15 protein-coding genes are annotated in these 16,853 nt (G+C 41.1%); 9 read left to right on the top strand and 6 right to left on the bottom strand.

The features are described 5' to 3' along the window. The first annotated feature begins 157 nt into the window (after positions 1–157). From prmB to M1E86_RS11870, 6 genes are all read left to right on the top strand, one after another. Positions 158–1,090 (top strand): 50S ribosomal protein L3 N(5)-glutamine methyltransferase, encoded by a 933-nt coding sequence (gene prmB / locus M1E86_RS11895; RefSeq protein ID WP_125891344.1) that lies wholly within the window; start codon positions 158–160, stop codon positions 1,088–1,090. 115 nt (positions 1,091–1,205) lie between these two features. After that, positions 1,206–2,294, top strand: a complete 1,089-nt coding sequence (gene aroC / locus M1E86_RS11890; RefSeq protein ID WP_125891343.1) for a chorismate synthase — start codon at positions 1,206–1,208, stop codon at positions 2,292–2,294. A gap of 176 nt (positions 2,295–2,470) precedes the next feature. Further along, a complete protein-coding gene (locus M1E86_RS11885; RefSeq protein WP_004912371.1) occupies positions 2,471–3,274 on the top strand; it encodes a TSUP family transporter in 804 nt (267 codons plus the stop codon). Between the two features lie 17 nt (positions 3,275–3,291). Then, on the top strand, positions 3,292–3,840 hold the full coding sequence (locus tag M1E86_RS11880; RefSeq protein WP_125891342.1) for an elongation factor P hydroxylase: 549 nt from the start codon (positions 3,292–3,294) through the stop codon (positions 3,838–3,840). 28 nt (positions 3,841–3,868) lie between these two features. After that, entirely contained in the window at positions 3,869–4,141 is a 273-nt protein-coding gene (locus tag M1E86_RS11875; RefSeq protein WP_004257217.1) for a YfcL family protein, read from the top strand. 73 nt (positions 4,142–4,214) lie between these two features. Continuing rightward, positions 4,215–4,730 carry a GNAT family N-acetyltransferase gene (locus M1E86_RS11870; protein ID WP_213913208.1) on the top strand — a complete coding sequence of 172 codons (516 nt, stop codon included), beginning with the start codon at positions 4,215–4,217 and terminating at the stop codon, positions 4,728–4,730. Between the two features lie 4 nt (positions 4,731–4,734). Here M1E86_RS11870 and mnmC read toward each other — a convergent pair whose 3' ends face one another. Beyond that, on the bottom strand, positions 4,735–6,774 hold the full coding sequence (gene mnmC, locus M1E86_RS11865) for a bifunctional tRNA (5-methylaminomethyl-2-thiouridine)(34)-methyltransferase MnmD/FAD-dependent 5-carboxymethylaminomethyl-2-thiouridine(34) oxidoreductase MnmC (RefSeq protein ID WP_285316796.1): 2,040 nt from the start codon (positions 6,772–6,774) through the stop codon (positions 4,735–4,737). 201 nt (positions 6,775–6,975) lie between these two features. Between mnmC and fabB the strand changes: the two genes are divergently transcribed. Further along, positions 6,976–8,190 carry a beta-ketoacyl-ACP synthase I gene (fabB, locus tag M1E86_RS11860; RefSeq protein WP_125891339.1) on the top strand — a complete coding sequence of 405 codons (1,215 nt, stop codon included), beginning with the start codon at positions 6,976–6,978 and terminating at the stop codon, positions 8,188–8,190. Between the two features lie 55 nt (positions 8,191–8,245). Here fabB and M1E86_RS11855 read toward each other — a convergent pair whose 3' ends face one another. The 4 genes from M1E86_RS11855 to M1E86_RS11840 all read right to left on the bottom strand — a co-directional run bounded on the left by M1E86_RS11855 (position 8,246) and on the right by M1E86_RS11840 (position 12,150). Next, positions 8,246–8,707: a hypothetical protein gene (locus M1E86_RS11855; RefSeq protein WP_213913210.1), complete on the bottom strand. Its 462-nt coding sequence runs from the start codon at positions 8,705–8,707 to the stop codon at positions 8,246–8,248. A 505-nt stretch (positions 8,708–9,212) separates the two neighbouring features. Next, the gene (locus tag M1E86_RS11850) at positions 9,213–10,721 is read right to left on the bottom strand and encodes a tripartite tricarboxylate transporter permease (protein ID WP_213913211.1); all 1,509 of its coding nucleotides are present in this window, start codon (positions 10,719–10,721) and stop codon (positions 9,213–9,215) included. A gap of 11 nt (positions 10,722–10,732) precedes the next feature. Beyond that, entirely contained in the window at positions 10,733–11,164 is a 432-nt protein-coding gene (locus tag M1E86_RS11845; RefSeq protein WP_213913212.1) for a tripartite tricarboxylate transporter TctB family protein, read from the bottom strand. 11 nt (positions 11,165–11,175) lie between these two features. Beyond that, positions 11,176–12,150 (bottom strand): Bug family tripartite tricarboxylate transporter substrate binding protein, encoded by a 975-nt coding sequence (locus tag M1E86_RS11840; protein WP_125891335.1) that lies wholly within the window; start codon positions 12,148–12,150, stop codon positions 11,176–11,178. A gap of 311 nt (positions 12,151–12,461) precedes the next feature. On the opposite strand from M1E86_RS11840, the gene tctD reads away from it, so the two are divergent. Beyond that, positions 12,462–13,130, top strand: a complete 669-nt coding sequence (gene tctD, locus M1E86_RS11835; protein ID WP_213913213.1) for a transcriptional regulator TctD — start codon at positions 12,462–12,464, stop codon at positions 13,128–13,130. Beyond that, positions 13,127–14,554 carry a sensor histidine kinase gene (locus M1E86_RS11830; protein WP_213913214.1) on the top strand — a complete coding sequence of 476 codons (1,428 nt, stop codon included), beginning with the start codon at positions 13,127–13,129 and terminating at the stop codon, positions 14,552–14,554. The genes tctD and M1E86_RS11830 overlap by 4 nt, the downstream gene beginning before the upstream one ends. 67 nt (positions 14,555–14,621) lie before the next feature. Here M1E86_RS11830 and M1E86_RS11825 read toward each other — a convergent pair whose 3' ends face one another. Continuing rightward, a complete protein-coding gene (locus tag M1E86_RS11825; protein WP_213913215.1) occupies positions 14,622–16,664 on the bottom strand; it encodes a hypothetical protein in 2,043 nt (680 codons plus the stop codon). Positions 16,665–16,853: the final 189 nt, after the last annotated feature.

The following is a 16,853-nucleotide window of genomic DNA, read 5'->3' as shown; positions in this document are numbered from 1 at the left end:
AAGGGCGTTTTTACGTCAAAACATGCATTAATAAGCGCGATGAGCCGATCCCCTTGGCAAATTTTATTACATTAATCTGCTGATTTGTCTTTCACTTCGTGGCAAACTTTAGTTATTCATATATTCCCTTTCAAAATACAGGCTGGAGAACCCCTTCTTGGAAAAGATTTTCGTTGATGAAGCCGTTGCAGAACTTCATACCATTCAAGATATTTTACGTTGGACGATGAGCCGCTTTAATGCAGCCAATGTGTACTATGGCCACGGTACAGATAACCCATGGGATGAGGCGCTACAATTGGTGTTACCAACACTTTACCTGCCTCTAGACCTGCCCGATGAGCTGTTAACCTCACGCCTAACGCCAACGGAACGCCACCGCATTATTGAGCGTGTTTTGCGCCGTATTAATGAGCGTATTCCAGTCGCATACCTGACTAATCGCTCATGGTTCTGTGGCCATGAGTTTTATGTTGATGAGCGCGTGCTTATCCCACGTTCGCCAATTGGTGAATTAATCAATAACCATTTTGTTGGCTTAGTGGCGGATGAACCACAAACCATTCTTGATTTATGTACAGGAAGTGGTTGTATTGCGATTGCTTGTGCGTATGAATTCCCTGATGCAGAAGTCGATGCGGTTGATATTTCAAGTGATGTGCTAAGCGTTGCTGAGCAGAATATCGCCAATCATGGTTTGGAGCATCGAGTGATCCCTATCCGTTCGGATTTATTCAGGGAAATGCCAGAGGTTAAATACGATTTAATTGTCACTAATCCTCCGTATGTGGATGCGGAAGATATGGACGATTTACCAGAAGAATTCCGTGTTGAGCCTGAGCTAGCACTAGCCGCTGGAAGTGATGGTTTGAAACTGGTGCGTCGTATCTTAGCCAATGCACCGCGTTTTCTGACAGAAGAAGGCGTGTTAGTGTGCGAAGTGGGTAACAGTATGGTTCATCTGATTGAACAATATCCTGAAATTCCATTTATTTGGTTAGACTTTGAATACGGTGGTGACGGGGTGTTTATGTTAACGCGTGAACAACTTGTCGAGCACCACGCACATTTTGAGCTTTATATCGATTAATCAACAGTTGCGTGATGTTTCAAGATCATGTAATCAATAATAACGACACAACGATATAATAATTAACAACCAAAATTCTTAGTAAAACAAGAATGGCTTAGAATAGGAAACTCCGATGGCAGGAAATTCAATTGGGCAACTTTTCCGCGTAACCACATTTGGTGAGTCACACGGGGTTGCATTAGGTTGCATCGTCGATGGGGTTCCCCCAGGCTTAGCACTGACAGAAGCAGATTTACAAAAAGATTTAGACCGTCGTCGTCCAGGAACATCGCGTTATACGACAGCGCGTCGGGAGCCTGACCAAGTCAAAATCTTATCTGGTGTGTTTAATGGAGTTACTACGGGCACCAGTATTGGGTTATTAATCGAAAACACCGATCAACGCTCGCAGGATTATGGCGCGATTAAAGATGTATTTAGGCCCGGCCATGCGGATTACACTTACGAACAAAAATATGGCCAGCGTGATTACCGTGGTGGTGGTCGTTCATCAGCACGTGAAACAGCCATGCGTGTTGCAGCAGGTGCGATTGCGAAAAAATATTTACAAGAAAAGCTCGGTGTGCAAATTCATGGTTGTTTAACGCAAATGGGGTCAGTCGCTTGTGAAATTAAAGACTGGTCAATTGTCGAAGAAAACCCATTTTTCTGTCCCGATCCAAGCAAGTTAGACGCACTTGACGAATTATTGCGTGGTTTAAAGAAAGAAGGTGATTCGATTGGTGCTAAAATTACCGTCGTTGCAGAGCATGTCCCTGCGGGCTTAGGTGAGCCGGTATTTGACCGTTTAGATGCCGATCTCGCTCATGCGTTAATGAGTATTAATGCTGTGAAAGGGGTGGAAATTGGTGATGGTTTCGGGGTTATTGCGCTTAAAGGTAGTGAAAATCGTGATGAAATTACCCGTAATGGTTTCACCTCAAACCATGCAGGCGGCATTTTAGGTGGTATTAGCAGCAGCCAGCCGATTATTGCGCATATTGCGTTAAAACCGACATCCAGTATTACCGTTTCAGGTAAAACATTAAACCGTGATGGTGAAGAAGTTGAAATGATCACCAAAGGGCGTCATGACCCTTGTGTAGGCATTCGCGCGGTACCAATTGCAGAAGCGATGATGGCGATTGTCCTGATGGACCACTATTTACGTCATCGAGGCCAATGTGCGGATGTGACACCAGTAATGGAACCGTTTGAGTAACTGTTTTTACTGTGTTTATGTAGTGACAACTGAGCGGCCTATAAGGTCGCTTTGTTGATGATGAAGGTTCGGATGAAGCCTCCTAAAAATACCTCATCTAGGTTGTGATATCACCAAATCTGATTGGCGATATATTCACATCAACATCATGATATTTCTTCTTTTTGGATAGTAAAATGGATTGGCTAACTGCCGTTGCACCTGAAGTTTATGCTTTACTCTTCTTTGTTGCGCTGTTTGCAGGGTTTATTGACTCTATCGCTGGTGGCGGGGGGCTATTAACGATCCCTGCCCTGTTATCTGTAGGAATAACGCCTGTTGAAGCTTTAGCGACCAATAAATTGCAAGCGGTTGGCGGTTCGTTCTCTTCAACACTCTATTTCGTCAGGCGTAAAGCAATAGATTTACGAGAACAACTGTTTCCGTTCATTATGACGATGATTGGCGCCATGTTAGGTGCGATTGTCATTCAAATGATTGATACCGCATTTTTAAAACAACTGTTGCCTATTTTGGTGATTTGTGTCGGTTTATACTTTTTATTAACGCCGTCAATTGGTGTGCAAGACCGTCAACAACGTATTAGTATGCCATTTTTCGGGGTGGCAATTGGGATGACTCTGGGTTTTTATGATGGGGCATTTGGTCCCGGAACCGGTTCATTTTTAGCGTTAGGTTATGTTTTGTTGCTTGGCTATAACCTTGCCAAAGCCACTGCACATGCGAAGTTACTTAATTTTGCCTCTAATTTCGGCTCTTTAGTGTTTTTTATTATCGGGGGTCATGTTCTTTGGGCATTAGGTTTTGTTATGCTAATTGGCCAAATGGTTGGCGCTCGCTTAGGTGCGCGTTTGGTATTAACCAAAGGACAGAAACTGATCAGGCCGATGATCGTGGTGATTTCGTTGCTGATGAGTATTAAATTACTCCATGATAGCCATGGTGACGTGATTAAAGCTTGGTTTCTCTCATTATTTTAAGATGATTTAAATTATTCATGAGTACACATAATTATCAGGATCTAATCAACATCTTTGATGAATGCTTTGGTGTGACATATAACACCAGACTGGTAAAAGGGGATGATGAACCCATTTATTTACCCGCAGATGAGGCTGTGCCTTATCACCGAATTGTATTCGCACACGGCTTTTTCACCAGTGGATTACATGAAATCTCACATTGGTGTATCGCAGGGGAAGCAAGGCGCCAGCAAGTTGATTACGGCTATTGGTATTGCCCTGATGGGCGAGATGAAAAAACACAGTGTGAGTTTGAAGTGGTGGAAATCAAACCTCAAGCACTTGATTGGTTGTTTTGTGTTGCTGTTGGCATTCCATTTAATGTCAGTTGTGACAACTTAGAAGGGGATTTTGAGCCTGACCGCATTGCGTTTATGCGCAAAGTTCATGCCCAAGTGATGCTTTATTTAGAAAATGGCATCCCTGAGCGCCCATTACGCTTTATTAATGCGTTACAATTGTTTTACAATACGCCACCTCTTTGTGCAGAAGCTTTTCCTTACCCGGAAGATATTTTTGCCTAATGAACACACAATATAGTAAGGATTAAGCATGCTTGCGGATTTAGAAACACGCATACTAACGAAAATTGATGATATGGTTGAACACGCGAGTGATGATGAGCTCTTCGCTGGCGGCTATTTGCGTGGTCACTTAACCCTTGCTGTAGCTGAACTGGAAGAAGAAAACGAAACCAGTTCTGAAGCATTATACCAACGTGTTGAAGTCAGTATTCAAAATGCCATCAAAGCAGGCGAATTGACGCCACCAGACCAAGTATTGGTATTAGATATGTGGAAAAACTTATTAAATAACGCAATTTAATTTTATAGATTTCTGCATGAAAAGCGGGGAAACCCGCTTTTTTGTTAGCTAAATTTTGTTGTAGGTAAACATTATGGCGAATATTCGTTTAGCAACCCCCTTTGATGCCAAGCACCTTCCTGCTGTAGAAGCTTCTGCAGGGCAGGCGTTCTCGAGTGTCGAAAAATATCAATGGCTTGCTGAGGGAGAGGGACAAACAGAGCAAGACCACCTCGGCTTTATTTCAGCGCAATTAGAATGGGTTGTGGTGAATGATTGTGATGAACCAATTGGCTTTATCAATGCTGAAAATCATCATCATAGCCTGCATATTTGTGAGGTTTCTGTTTGCCAGCAATGGCAAGGTCAGGGGCTGGGTAAAAAGTTGATTAAGCAGGTTCTTGATGCCGCTTTGGCACGCAAGATCACGGTAGTGACATTGACCACTTGCCGTGATGTGCCTTGGAATGCACCTTATTACCAACGCTTAGGTTTTAAAATTCTTGAAATTAATGAGCTAACCACTGAGTTACAGGCTATTTTACAATCTGAGGTCGATGCAGGGTTTGCAGCTGAAGACCGCTGTGCAATGGCTATTTCATTAACTTAATGTATTAATAAGGGAGTTTAATAGGGCGACCTAATAATAATTTCCTTACCCAAAAACGGTTTGGGTTGAGTTCTGCAAGGGTTTCATCGTCAAATGGGAGCACTTGCCCAAAAATTTGGGCGGCAAGTAATTCTGCACAAAGTGGGGCGGTTGATAACCCTCTTGACCCTAATGCACCAAAAATAAATAAATTTGGGTGAACAGGCGCTAGGGCGATGGGCTGTTGCTTGGCGATTTTAGTCGGTAAATCATGATAGTGCGCCAAATGTTGCTCGAAATCAGGCACATTTCCTACCAAAGGGAAGTGGTCACGAATAACACAACGAATACCTTGGCGTGAATGTTGCTGGGAAATATCGATATCCCTAGGCCAAGTCACATCGGGTAGGTTATCAACCAGTTTTTGGCGGTTTCCTTGTTGTTCTTCCTCACTATAATCTAAATCAAGTCGTTCACGCTGATAACTAGCGCCTAAGCAATGTTGCGCGCCAGAGGCATCGGCTGGCGTTAAATACCCTTCAAAACACAAAACATTTTTCAGCTGTTGTAGCGTATGATTGGTTGGAATATGGCTGACTTGCCCACGCACAGGTGAAATGGGTAAATTAACGGTTTGTGTAAATTGGCGCAACTTGTGCCCATTAGCAATGATGACTGTTGAGTGAACACGTGTTAGCTGTTTGTATTGTGCCGTTTCAATTAATAACTGCCAATCTTGTTCCGTTTGTTTTAATTCAACGACACTATGTTCAAAACAGAAGTTGACTCCCTGTTGTTGCAAATATTGTTGCAAACTCTCACACAGTTGAGCAGGGCACAGCCATCCTCCAGAAGCATAATGAATGCCATCATGGTTGACATCAACGCCGCAAATATCACTCAGTTGCTGACGACTTTTACCAATCGCAAAATCAGCCGGCCACTCGGTTCCTAACATTCCTGCTATTTTGCGAGCCACTTTGTCGTTATAGGCTAATTGGCTCACTCCACACCATTGCCCTTCAAACGCGAGCCCTTGTTTGGCCAGCTGATGATAAAAACGAGAGGCAAAAGGGAAAGCGCTGACAAAAAAGCGTTCAAGGGGGTCATTAGTGCCAGTGAGTAAGGGGTAAATAGCCCCTTGGCGATTACCTGAAGCATTCTGCGCAACTTGGACGTCTTGGCAATATAGGGTAACTTTTGCACCGCGATGATGAAGGGCGTAGGCCGCTGCTAAACTGGCGAGCCCACCACCAATGATAGCGACATCAGCTGGGTTATCTGCTTTTCGTCTTGCAAACCAAGGCGTTGGGATATCAATTTCTTTTTCGGCTAATACACCCGTTAACATCTCTCGCTTGTTGCCAAAGCCTTTGACCTTTTTAAGGGTGAAGCCAGCTTGTTGTAGGCCTCGCTTGACCGCGCCTGCTACGGTAAATGTGGCAAAAGTCCCATTAAGGCGGGCTAAGTTTGCCATGTTAGTGAACAGCTGTTCACTCCACATTTCGGGATTTTTTGAGGGGGCAAAACCATCTAAAAACCATGCATCTATCTTATTGTTTAAATTATTTTTCAGTAAAGAAATGTGCTCATTAACATCGCCAAACCATAAATCTAATATGACATGGCCATTTTCTAATATGATCCGCTGGTTACCCGGTAAAGCTTGTGGCCAGCTATCACAAAGGGATTGCGATAAGGCAGCAAGTTCAGGCCAACAGTGATGTGCTGCGATTAAATCTGTTTTTGTTAATGGGTATTTTTCGAAGCTGATGAAATGCAATTGCTGTAATGTTGCATTGGGGTTTGCGGCTTTAAATTGATTAAAAGATTGCCACAATGCTAAAAAATTCAAACCGGTACCAAACCCTGTTTCGGCAATTACACAGGTTGCAGAAGGGTGCGTAGCAAAACGGCCAGGAAAATGATTTCCTTGCAAAAAAACATGGCGAGCTTCTTCTAAGCCATTTTGGTTAGAAAAATAGATATCTGCAAACTGTTCAGACATGGGGGTGCCTTCGTCATTCCAACTTAGGCGTGCGGTTTGTACAGCGTTCTTTTTCACGATAAGCCTACATTATTTATATAATTCCTAAATTTTACCGCTGATATCGGTGTAAGGCTACCGTCATAAAAAAGTCTCATTCGCGTCACAAAGAAAAAAATACAAATATTTACCCTGATCGGACTTGTTCAGCGTACAAGTGTAAGCTAAAGTGACACCCTGTAATCCCGCAATCATATAATTATAGACATGAGGTAACGAATGAAGCGTGCAGTCATCACTGGTCTAGGTATTGTTTCCAGCCTTGGTAATAACCAGGAAGAAGTACTGGCTTCTCTGAAGGAAGGTCGTTCCGGGATCACTTTCTCAGAAGAATTCAAAGAGGCAGGGCTACGTAGCCATGTCTGGGGTAATGTCAAAAATTTAGACCCAAAAGACTTAATCGACCGTAAGATTTTCCGTTTTATGAGTGATTGCTCCGCCTATGCTTATTTATCGATGGAACAAGCGATTGCGGATTCAGGTTTAGCTGAAGAACAAGTTTCAAATTTACGCACAGGTATCGTTGTAGGCTCGGGTGGTGGTTCTCCACGTAACCAAGTAGCGGGTTCTGACGGTATGCGTGCGAAAGGTTTACGTGGTGTGGGCCCATATATGGTGACCCGTGCAATGGCATCGGGTATTTCTGCCTGTTTAGCAACGCCTTTCAAAATCAAAGGTGTAAACTACTCAATCAGTTCTGCTTGTTCAACATCAGCGCACTGTATCGGTCATGCGGTTGAATTAATTCAATTAGGCAAACAAGATGTGGTTTTCGCAGGTGGCGGTGAAGAGCTGAGCTGGGAAATGACCTGTGAGTTTGATGCGATGGGCGCATTGTCGACTAAATACAATGAAACGCCAGACAAAGCATCAAGAACTTACGATAAAGACCGTGATGGTTTCGTTATCGCAGGTGGTGGCGGTATCGTTGTTGTCGAGGAATTAGAACATGCGTTAGCGCGTGGTGCACATATCTACGCTGAAATTGTCGGCTATGGTGCGACCTCTGACGGTGCAGACATGGTTGCCCCTTCAGGTGAAGGTGCAGTGCGTTGTATGCAAATGGCAATGCAGGGTGTTGATAAAATTGATTATATCAACACACACGGTACGTCAACGCCAGTGGGTGACACCAAAGAGTTAGAAGCTATCCAAGAAGTGTTTGGTAGCCATTCGCCTGCAATTTCTGCAACGAAAGCGATGAGTGGTCACTCATTAGGCGCTGCGGGTGTGCACGAAGCGATTTACAGCTTACTGATGTTAGAGCACGGCTTTATTGCACCAAGCATTAACGTCGAAAACTTAGACGAGAAAGCTGCTGGCTTGAACATCGTGACTAAACCAACGGAACAAGCACTGGAAACCGTCATGTCTAACAGCTTCGGTTTCGGTGGAACTAACGCCACATTAGTGATGAGCAAATACAAAGCGTAATTTGTATTAGCCTAAGGTATTAAATAAGCGAGAACTTCGGTTCTCGTTTTTTTGTTTAATCACTACCTCCGCCATCAGCTCCCCCTGAATCGGATGATGAACAATCAGAACTTGAGTTATCATTAGAACAATAATGGCTACTTGAGCGGTGGTTATCATCACTGGATGCGCAGTCATAATAAGGGGGCGTGTAGCTTGAACTCGAATTATTTGAATTCACTCGATATGCAGTTTCTTTCACATTTTTACGCACTTCAAATATTTGACTTTTGCCTTTCGACCAACCAATAGTCACCAAAGTGGTATTTTTCTTTACGCTGATATGCAGAATTTTACCACAAAAAATATGTATTTTACCCAGCGCTTTTATTTCGATATAACCGCTGTCTTTTTCCGTGATAGTTACGGGTTTTTGGCTATGAATAGTGTAACGGTCGCCATAGACATCAATGGTACGCGTATACGCTAGCGGTTTCGGCTGGATGTTAAAAAGGACGAAAAGTAATCTATCGAACATTGTGTTTTATGTTTTAATAAATGAGATGACTAAAATAATTGATTGACGCTATTCAATATATCGTCATTATCTTAATCAATGACTTATTAATGACTGAGTGAATATACATCATTTTATTAAATTTTTTTATCCAAAACAGTGACATGATATTAGCTCAATTTTTAGATGAATAGAGGAAATTATATGAGTGTAACAAGGTTTCATGCGGCTATTTGGATGCAGGATTTTAAAATTTTAGGCAAGGCATTATCTCGTTATATTCGCAGTAAATTTAGTAAAATGATTAGTAAAATACATAATATTGAGAATCCATTTCCACTACATAGAAATGCTCCATAGCGGCCAAGTACTATCACTAGTTCACCATCAAAGTATGTCTATTATGGCGAAGGAACTCGTGATGAAAATATGGTTTTACTTAGCTATATAAGACTCTCTACTTATTAATAAAAAATGCCCCAAATACACTGGGGCAAAGTTTTACAGAGATTGTATGAACACTTAATTACGATGAGACAGTGGATTGTTTACGTTTACGAATACGCTTTATAATCGGTGGTAGAATTAGTACTAATACCGCAAGTGTTAATAAGCTTTGAGAAATCGTACTGCTCCAAAGAATATCGAAATTACCATTACTGATGGACAGTGAACGGCGTAAGTTTTGTTCTAACATTTCACCGAGTACAAACCCTAAAATTAATGGTGAAAGTGGGAAGTTCATTTTTCGTAGAATAAACCCAAATACACCTAGCCCCATCATCAGTAACAAATCAAACGTTGTACTGTGAACGGCATACACCCCTACAGCAGAAATGCAAGCAATAGCAGGGACTAAAAACCATAATGGCACCGTTAACATACGCGTGAATAAGCCAATTAATGGAATATTCATGATGAGTAGGACTACGTTAGCAATCAACAGAGCCGCAATTAACCCCCAAACAATATCAGGTTGTTCAGTAAACATCCCTGGGCCTGGGGTGATATTGTAGAGCGTTAGCGCCCCCATCATGACCGCTGTGGTTCCTGAACCCGGCACACCAAGGGTTAACATTGGGATAAATGAGCCACAGGCAGAGGCATTATTGGCCGCTTCTGGTGCTGCGACACCGCGAACATCGCCATTACCAAAATCCCCTTTCTCACCACTGATTTTCTTTTCCGTCATATAAGTGATAGCGCTGGCAATGGTGGCTCCCGCTCCCGGAAGAACGCCAACAAAGAAACCGATAAAAGAAGAACGTAAAGCCGGGCCAGCACACGCTTTAGCTTCTTTGCGATTGAACAGCATTCGGCCTGTTTTGCGGATCAGACCTTGGCCTGTCGCTGTGCCTTCGAGCATCAATAAAATTTCGCTGACAGAGAACAAACCAATAACTACGACGATAAACTGCACACCATCCGATAAATGTACGCTATCGAACGTAAAACGATATTCCCCAGAGTTGGCATCCACTCCCACCGTGGCGAGTGATAACCCCATTAAGGCCGCCAATAGTGATTTGATTGGGTTTTGGCTCATCATGCTACCTAAGCAGGCAATGGCAAAAACCATTAAGGCGAAATATTCGGCAGGGCCAAAGGCGAGTGACCATTGCGCAAGCAAGGGAGCGAATAGAATTATCCCTACAATCGCAATTGTTGAACCAATGAACGAACTGACCGCAGAAATAGAGAGCGCGACACCACCTTTTCCTTGTTTTGCCATAGGATAACCATCTAGCGTGGTCATGATGGCAGCGGCATCGCCAGGAACATTGAGTAAGATTGATGATATACGTCCGCCATATTCACAACCTAAATAAACTGTGGCGAGTAAGATTAATGCAGATTCAGCAGGTAATTTCAGTGCAAAAGCCAACGGCAGCAAAATTGCGACGCCATTGATAGGGCCGAGGCCGGGAAGCATCCCCACGATAGTCCCAATAAAGCAGCCGATTAAGGCGATCAAGATATTTTGAGGAACCAGTGCGACCTCAAAACCTTGAGATAGATACATCCAAGTTTCCATGATTTCGCTCCTTAACTTAGCAAGCTGCCAATAGGCAAGGTTACATCTAGCCATTTATCAAAGGCATAGAACAAAAAGATACCTAAGATAGGGCCTGAAATAATCGCGGCGATGGGCGTCGCACCAAATAGCAGGGCAATACTGATGGTGAGTAAAGTGGTTGCAATTGGGAATCCTAACCATTCAAAAGCCCATGCATAGATCACGAGTGCAACGACTAATAAAACTAAACGGCGTAATACATAGGGTTTTGGCCACTCAACGGCTTCTTGCTTGCCAAATAATAAGGCAAGAGCACAAAGCGCCATTAAGGAGAGTATGACAACCGGAAAAGGGCGGGGGCCCAGTGGTTCGTAGGTAAACTCACTTTGGATCCCCCAGCCAATATAAATTCCGATAGCACACAGTATTAGCCAAACTATGGCAAATATGCGTTGGCTCATCGTTCACTCCGTTATTTGGCTAAACCGAAAGCACGGGCTTGTTCACGATACTGCTCGATCTCTTTTTTGACATAGCTATCGAGTTCTTGCCCGGTTAAGTTGTATTCAAATAAACCACGCAGTTCGCGTTGTTTTTTGAATTCGTCGGTTTGTTGCAATTTTTGGAAGGCTTCAACCCATTGGTTATAATCTGCATCAGACACTTTTGGACCCATATAGAAACCGCGAATGATTGGCCAGACAATGTCATACCCTTGTTCTTTTGCTGTAGGGATATCGGATAACCCATCACCAAGGCGTTTGTCTGCGTAGACGGCAAGGATACGAATTTTACCTTCATTGATATATGGCGTCATTTCGCTGATATCCCCTGAAAGTACCTGAATATGGTTACCCAGCAGCGCGGTTAAGGTTTCACCGCCTCCTTCAAAAGCGACATAACGCATTTTGCGAGGGTCAATGTCTATCGCTTTTGCGAGTAAAGCCGTTTTCATCCAGTCTTGGCTACCAATAGATCCTCCCGCCCCAAATACGATGCTATTAGGGTCTTTTTTGAAGGTATCCATTAAATCTTTGAGATCTTTATAAGGGGAGTCAGCTCGAACGGCAATCATGCCGTAGTCACTGCCAACGCTGGCAAGCCAACGCACGTCATTTTCGTTATAGCGGCCAAATTTACCTTGTGCAAGGTTGAGCAATGACCCCCCGGAGAATGCAACGATGGTGCCGGGTTCCGCAGGGCGCTGAGCAACAATCGCGTTATAAGCGACCGCGCCAATACCGCCTGGCATATAGGTCACGCGCATCGGTTTTTCAATTTCTTTGGTTTCAAGAAGAGACACTTGTACTAACTTACAGGTTAAATCAAAACCACCGCCAGGTTTGGCGGGGGCAATACATTCTGTACGTTCGGGTAGGGCGTTTGCAGAGTTAATGCCAACTAAAAATATTGCTGTTGCTAAGGCCTTCAGTGTGAATTTTTTCATTCTTTTTTCCTTACTAAGACAATAATTAGAGGTAAAAATTGCTTACTTCTTGTTGTATTCGTATGACATCATTGCCCGATGAAGCTTTCATTTACCTTTCATTAACAAATATTATTATTTTTATGTGATATATATCAGATTGTTTTGTATTTTTACTTTTTTGTTATGTTAATTTAATGTTAAATTAATCACGTTAATAGTGTTTGTTAGCAATAGTTGTGATGGACACAGTAAAAATGGTCACATTTGCTTTCCATTCATCCAATGGAATGCCAACGTATACTGATAAATAATTATAATGAGTATGCGGCATGAGAATTTTATTGGTTGAAGACCATGACGAATTGTCATTATGGTTACAAAAAGCGTTATCATCATCTGGGTTTGCGGTTGATGTTGCCAGTGATGGCGCAATAGCGGACCAACTATTGCAGACTGAGCACTATGAATTAGTCGTGTTAGATGTATCACTTCCGAGAATGAGTGGGCTTGAGGTATTAGCGCAAATGCGTAAACGCCATCAAGAAACCCCTGTCTTGTTATTAACGGCGAATTCAGACGTGGCCGACCGTGTACAGGGGCTAAATGCGGGGGCTGATGATTACCTGACGAAACCTTTTGACATTGCGGAATTAGAAGCGCGACTTCGTGCTTTATTGCGACGCAGCCAAGGGAAAGTCAATGAGTCACAACAGTTTGGATTACTGAGTTACCATGAGGATGGCTATTTTTTATTAGGCGAAGAGCCTCTCGGCTTAACACCAAGAGAATATGCGGTGTTAAACACATTATTTCATCGGCGAGGACGTCCTGTTTCTAAAATGCAATTATTTGAACAGGTCTTTTCGTTATCTGATGAAGCCAATTTACAAAGTATTGAATTATATGTTCATCGTGTAAGAAAAAAGCTTGCCAGTTCAGATGTTAATATCAATACTTTACGCGGATTGGGATACCGATTAGAGCAGTGTAGTGTATGAAATTAGTCTCTCATCCACGCTCTCTCTTTCATCAGTTGCTGCTCTTTTTCGGTATCCCCCTCATTTTATTGGGCAGTTTTTCGGTTTATACCCACTATTACAGTGCAAAAAATGCCGCAAATTTAGCCTATGACCGAACCTTATTAGCTTCAGCACGGACAGTTGCAGAACGTTTGCAAGTAATCGATGGGCACCTCTCTGTGAGTGTGCCTTATGTCGTGCTTGATAGTTTTGAACTAAATAATAATGACCGAATTTTTTATCAAGTAATCTCCCCTGACGGTGAAACTATCTCCGGTTATGACGATTTGCCGCCAATTCCCGCTTATTGGATGCGTTCACAGCATTATACTGCGCTAGTTTATTTTTATGATGCGCAGTATAAGGGCTTGCCTATCCGTATTGCTGCGTTTTATCAACCTATTAATGAAGATGGAATAACGGGGATGGTTGAAATCCGTGTAGCGGAAACGGTCTATTCACGACAAGATCTCGCTAACCAATTGTTAATCTCTGCTTTGATGAGCCAAGGGACAGTGGTGTTGTTAACCTTGGTTCTTGCCTATATCCTACTGAGTAAGCTACTAGCACCGTTGAAAAAATTGTCTCATTTAATGTTAGGGCGTTCTGCTAATGATTTAACGCCATTGCCAGATTTACTGCCGTGGTCTGATTTATCACCGCTTATTGATGCATTAAACCGGTATATTTCCCGCCTAAAGCGGATGGTTAGACGACAAGAGCGATTCAGTGCAGATGCTTCTCATCAGCTTAAAACTCCACTTACGGTGCTTAAAACGCAAGTTTCTGTGGCGATTAATAGTACAGATGAAACCCAACGGCAACAGAGTTTACAAGCCATTGAAAAAACACTCGATAATACGATTGTTCTGACTGATAGGCTTTTGCAGCTATCGCGATTAAAAGCTCATGAAAAAGAGGCCATTGCACAGTACCGAGCCATAAATTTGGTCGAAATTGTTCATCAAGTCTGTTTTACTCGGCTATCCCAAGCAGAAAGCCAAAATATTGACTTAGGCTATGAAGGCGCAGAAACGGCATGGATCAAAGGCGAGCCAATTCTACTCGCAGAGATGTGTGCAAATTTAATTGATAATGCCATCAAATATACACCTGAAAATGGGGAGGTCACCGTCCGAGTGGTCAGTAGTGACGACCATTTTCATTGGGTCTTGGAAGTGGAGGACTCGGGGCCTGGGATCCCTGATGCTAAAATTAACCGTTCAATGGAAGCGTTTACACGTTTAAATAATGCATTAGGGAAGGAAGGAGCGGGGCTTGGATTGGCGCTCGTAAAAGATATTGCGCGCTATCATGGTTCTGAACCTCAATTATTAAAAAGTAAATTACTCAATGGATTGTTAGTTCGAATCGCATTCAAAGTTAGCCAAGCGCCTTTTTAAAAAAAACCACCCAATACGGTAGGTGGTTTCAATCGCAGTGAAATAGTAAATCTAATGAGAATACGCGTTAATATTGTGATGGGGCAAATATAGGCATTGATTTATTATGCAAGGGTTGGTGGTTAACATCACTCGCAATCGTGTCTTGTGGAAACTCAGCGATGATCGATGATAATAACGCTCCTAGGTCTTTATCATTTCCATCGTTATCAACGACGTTCAGGTTGATTTTATCTGAGTTCTTGTTAATCGTGGTTTCAATTGACATGATTTTTGTTTTTTTGTTAATTAATTCAATAAGCAAAGGTGTAATTTCTGAAGAAATTGATTTTTTGTCTTTATTTTCTGAGTGGGTATAAATGTATAGAGATATCTCTTTCTCGGTCTGAGCAATTTGTTTTTCTAAAGCATGTATATCATTAATGAATTCGCGTATTTCTGAATGTCCTTTTGAGTCGTACAGTTTTGATAACGCGACTAATTGCTCAGTTAAGTTTAATAAGGAATACATTTTATCTTGAACCGTTTGATAATATGTATTTTCATCAATCGTAGATGACGATGATTTTAAGGGGACCTTTATACGAATGTTAGAAATTAAATTAGTTATTTCATTTTTCAATAGTTTTTTTTCCACAGCTAACATGTAGATATTATCTTTACCTTCACCAAAATTATTAATATAAGAGCCTACCTCAATTGGTGGAGAAAATTGTTGTAGATGATTATTAAACTCTAAATTAATAAATTTTTGTAGTGTTTTTGTTCTAAGGAATTCATCAGAAAACTGGGTCGCTAACTCTTCAATATTATCACGGGTATTTTTCTCCTGAGCTAACAGCCTATTTTCAATGATGTAATTTTCTAAATCTTCTTTTATATTCAGTATGTTTCTTTCTAGCTGAGACCGATGGATCAAATATGTGGACTGGTCGTAATATAAACCGGCGTCTTTTTTCATTTCTATGTTGATACGTAGTTCAATTTTGTCGAACAACTTTTCTAATTTATTTTGAATGTCTTGTTGGTATTTTGTTTGTCTGTCAGAGCCATATGGAAATAGCCCATCAATGGATAAGATATGATTATCCAATTTTTTTCCGGCATTAAATTTTAATGTTTTTAAATTATCAACGGATTTGGATAACTCAGTGAGTAATTTTAACTCTTTATTTTCTTGGAAATCGCTTTTAATGCGGTTGCTGTTAAATCCGTTGTCTTGTTCAATGTGCTTTTGAACATCATCTAAATATTCAAAGCTTTTTATTGTATCAAAACTATGGTGTAAATATTGAATTTTTGCATATTGAGTATTTAATTTTGTCGTATGTTTTATCAATTTATTGATAGTATTATTGCTAGCAGAGTGCATTACTCCATCATTATTAAGTTTTTTTAGCAATTTTTCTACGTTATTTTTACTTTCTTTAGAGTCATTGTATAAATTATGTATATCTCCTTCTGCGTAGAATGCTTTTTGCATCAAGGTAAGCCTAGATTGCATGTTTTCAGTGGTTCTATGTAGATATTTTCGCGATAAATGGTAACTGTTATTTAGGTTAGCATTAATTTGGTTAAGTTCTGAGCTGATGGCATTTAGAATAATATGATTTCTTTGATGTGAAATTTCATCAGGTAAAATAAAATGGTCTTCCATCTCATTCTGTAAACTCAATAAATCGGCTTCATATCGGTCAATTAAATGGGACTTATTGAGACTCATAAACTCTGAAATTTCTGAAATTGTATAATGCCCTTGCTTGTTCGTATGCTTACTGTGTAATAACTGTAATCTGTCGAAGTTTTTTTCTTGGTTTTCGGCTTGTACGGAAAGTGTATGTTCTATATTTTTTAATTCATTCAATTCATCAGAACCCGCCGCTTTAAATTTACGTTTTAAATAATCAATTTTATTAAGTAAGTGACGAATATTTATACTATTTTGCTCTGCATTTTCTAGAACACTTTGATATGTTTTTTCTAGGTAAATGGTATTTATGGGTGGTTTTTTACTAATAGATAAGATTGTTGAATAGTCTATCTCCTTATATATATCTTGGATTTTTATACTTCCCAATGATTTATGCGCTTTATTAAATGTTGAAATCATAGTAAACACTCCTTGTTAATAGATTATTTAAATCTGCCGATATGCAGACGCAAATAAAATATAATCTAACGATGGGAGGAAGACTAATTTTTATTTAATATGAAAATTTAATTAATATAACTCAAAATCATTAGCTAATAATTTTTTACTTATATTATAAGTAGCTGCTATAAAAGACGATTTTGGTGG

Source organism: Providencia sp. PROV200, from assembly GCF_049901995.1.
Taxonomy (GTDB): Bacteria; Pseudomonadota; Gammaproteobacteria; order Enterobacterales; family Enterobacteriaceae; genus Providencia; species Providencia rettgeri_E.
The sequence above is the reverse complement of the archived record's forward strand: the minus strand, read 5'-3'. Positions and strand labels throughout refer to the sequence as shown.

Excerpts from the sequence above, each read along its gene's own strand:
- M1E86_RS11845 (WP_213913212.1), bottom strand. The coding sequence starts at position 11,164 with ATGAGCCAACGCATATTTGCCATAGTTTGGCTAATACTGTGTGCTATC.
- fabB (WP_125891339.1), top strand. The coding sequence starts at position 6,976 with ATGAAGCGTGCAGTCATCACTGGTCTAGGTATTGTTTCCAGCCTTGGT.
- tctD (WP_213913213.1), top strand. The coding sequence starts at position 12,462 with ATGAGAATTTTATTGGTTGAAGACCATGACGAATTGTCATTATGGTTA.
- M1E86_RS11840 (WP_125891335.1), bottom strand. The coding sequence starts at position 12,150 with ATGAAAAAATTCACACTGAAGGCCTTAGCAACAGCAATATTTTTAGTT.
- M1E86_RS11855 (WP_213913210.1), bottom strand. The coding sequence starts at position 8,707 with ATGTTCGATAGATTACTTTTCGTCCTTTTTAACATCCAGCCGAAACCG.
- M1E86_RS11880 (WP_125891342.1), top strand. The coding sequence starts at position 3,292 with ATGAGTACACATAATTATCAGGATCTAATCAACATCTTTGATGAATGC.
- M1E86_RS11885 (WP_004912371.1), top strand. The coding sequence starts at position 2,471 with ATGGATTGGCTAACTGCCGTTGCACCTGAAGTTTATGCTTTACTCTTC.
- M1E86_RS11875 (WP_004257217.1), top strand. The coding sequence starts at position 3,869 with ATGCTTGCGGATTTAGAAACACGCATACTAACGAAAATTGATGATATG.
- M1E86_RS11830 (WP_213913214.1), top strand. The coding sequence starts at position 13,127 with ATGAAATTAGTCTCTCATCCACGCTCTCTCTTTCATCAGTTGCTGCTC.
- aroC (WP_125891343.1), top strand. The coding sequence starts at position 1,206 with ATGGCAGGAAATTCAATTGGGCAACTTTTCCGCGTAACCACATTTGGT.
- M1E86_RS11850 (WP_213913211.1), bottom strand. The coding sequence starts at position 10,721 with ATGGAAACTTGGATGTATCTATCTCAAGGTTTTGAGGTCGCACTGGTT.
- M1E86_RS11870 (WP_213913208.1), top strand. The coding sequence starts at position 4,215 with ATGGCGAATATTCGTTTAGCAACCCCCTTTGATGCCAAGCACCTTCCT.
- M1E86_RS11825 (WP_213913215.1), bottom strand. The coding sequence starts at position 16,664 with ATGATTTCAACATTTAATAAAGCGCATAAATCATTGGGAAGTATAAAA.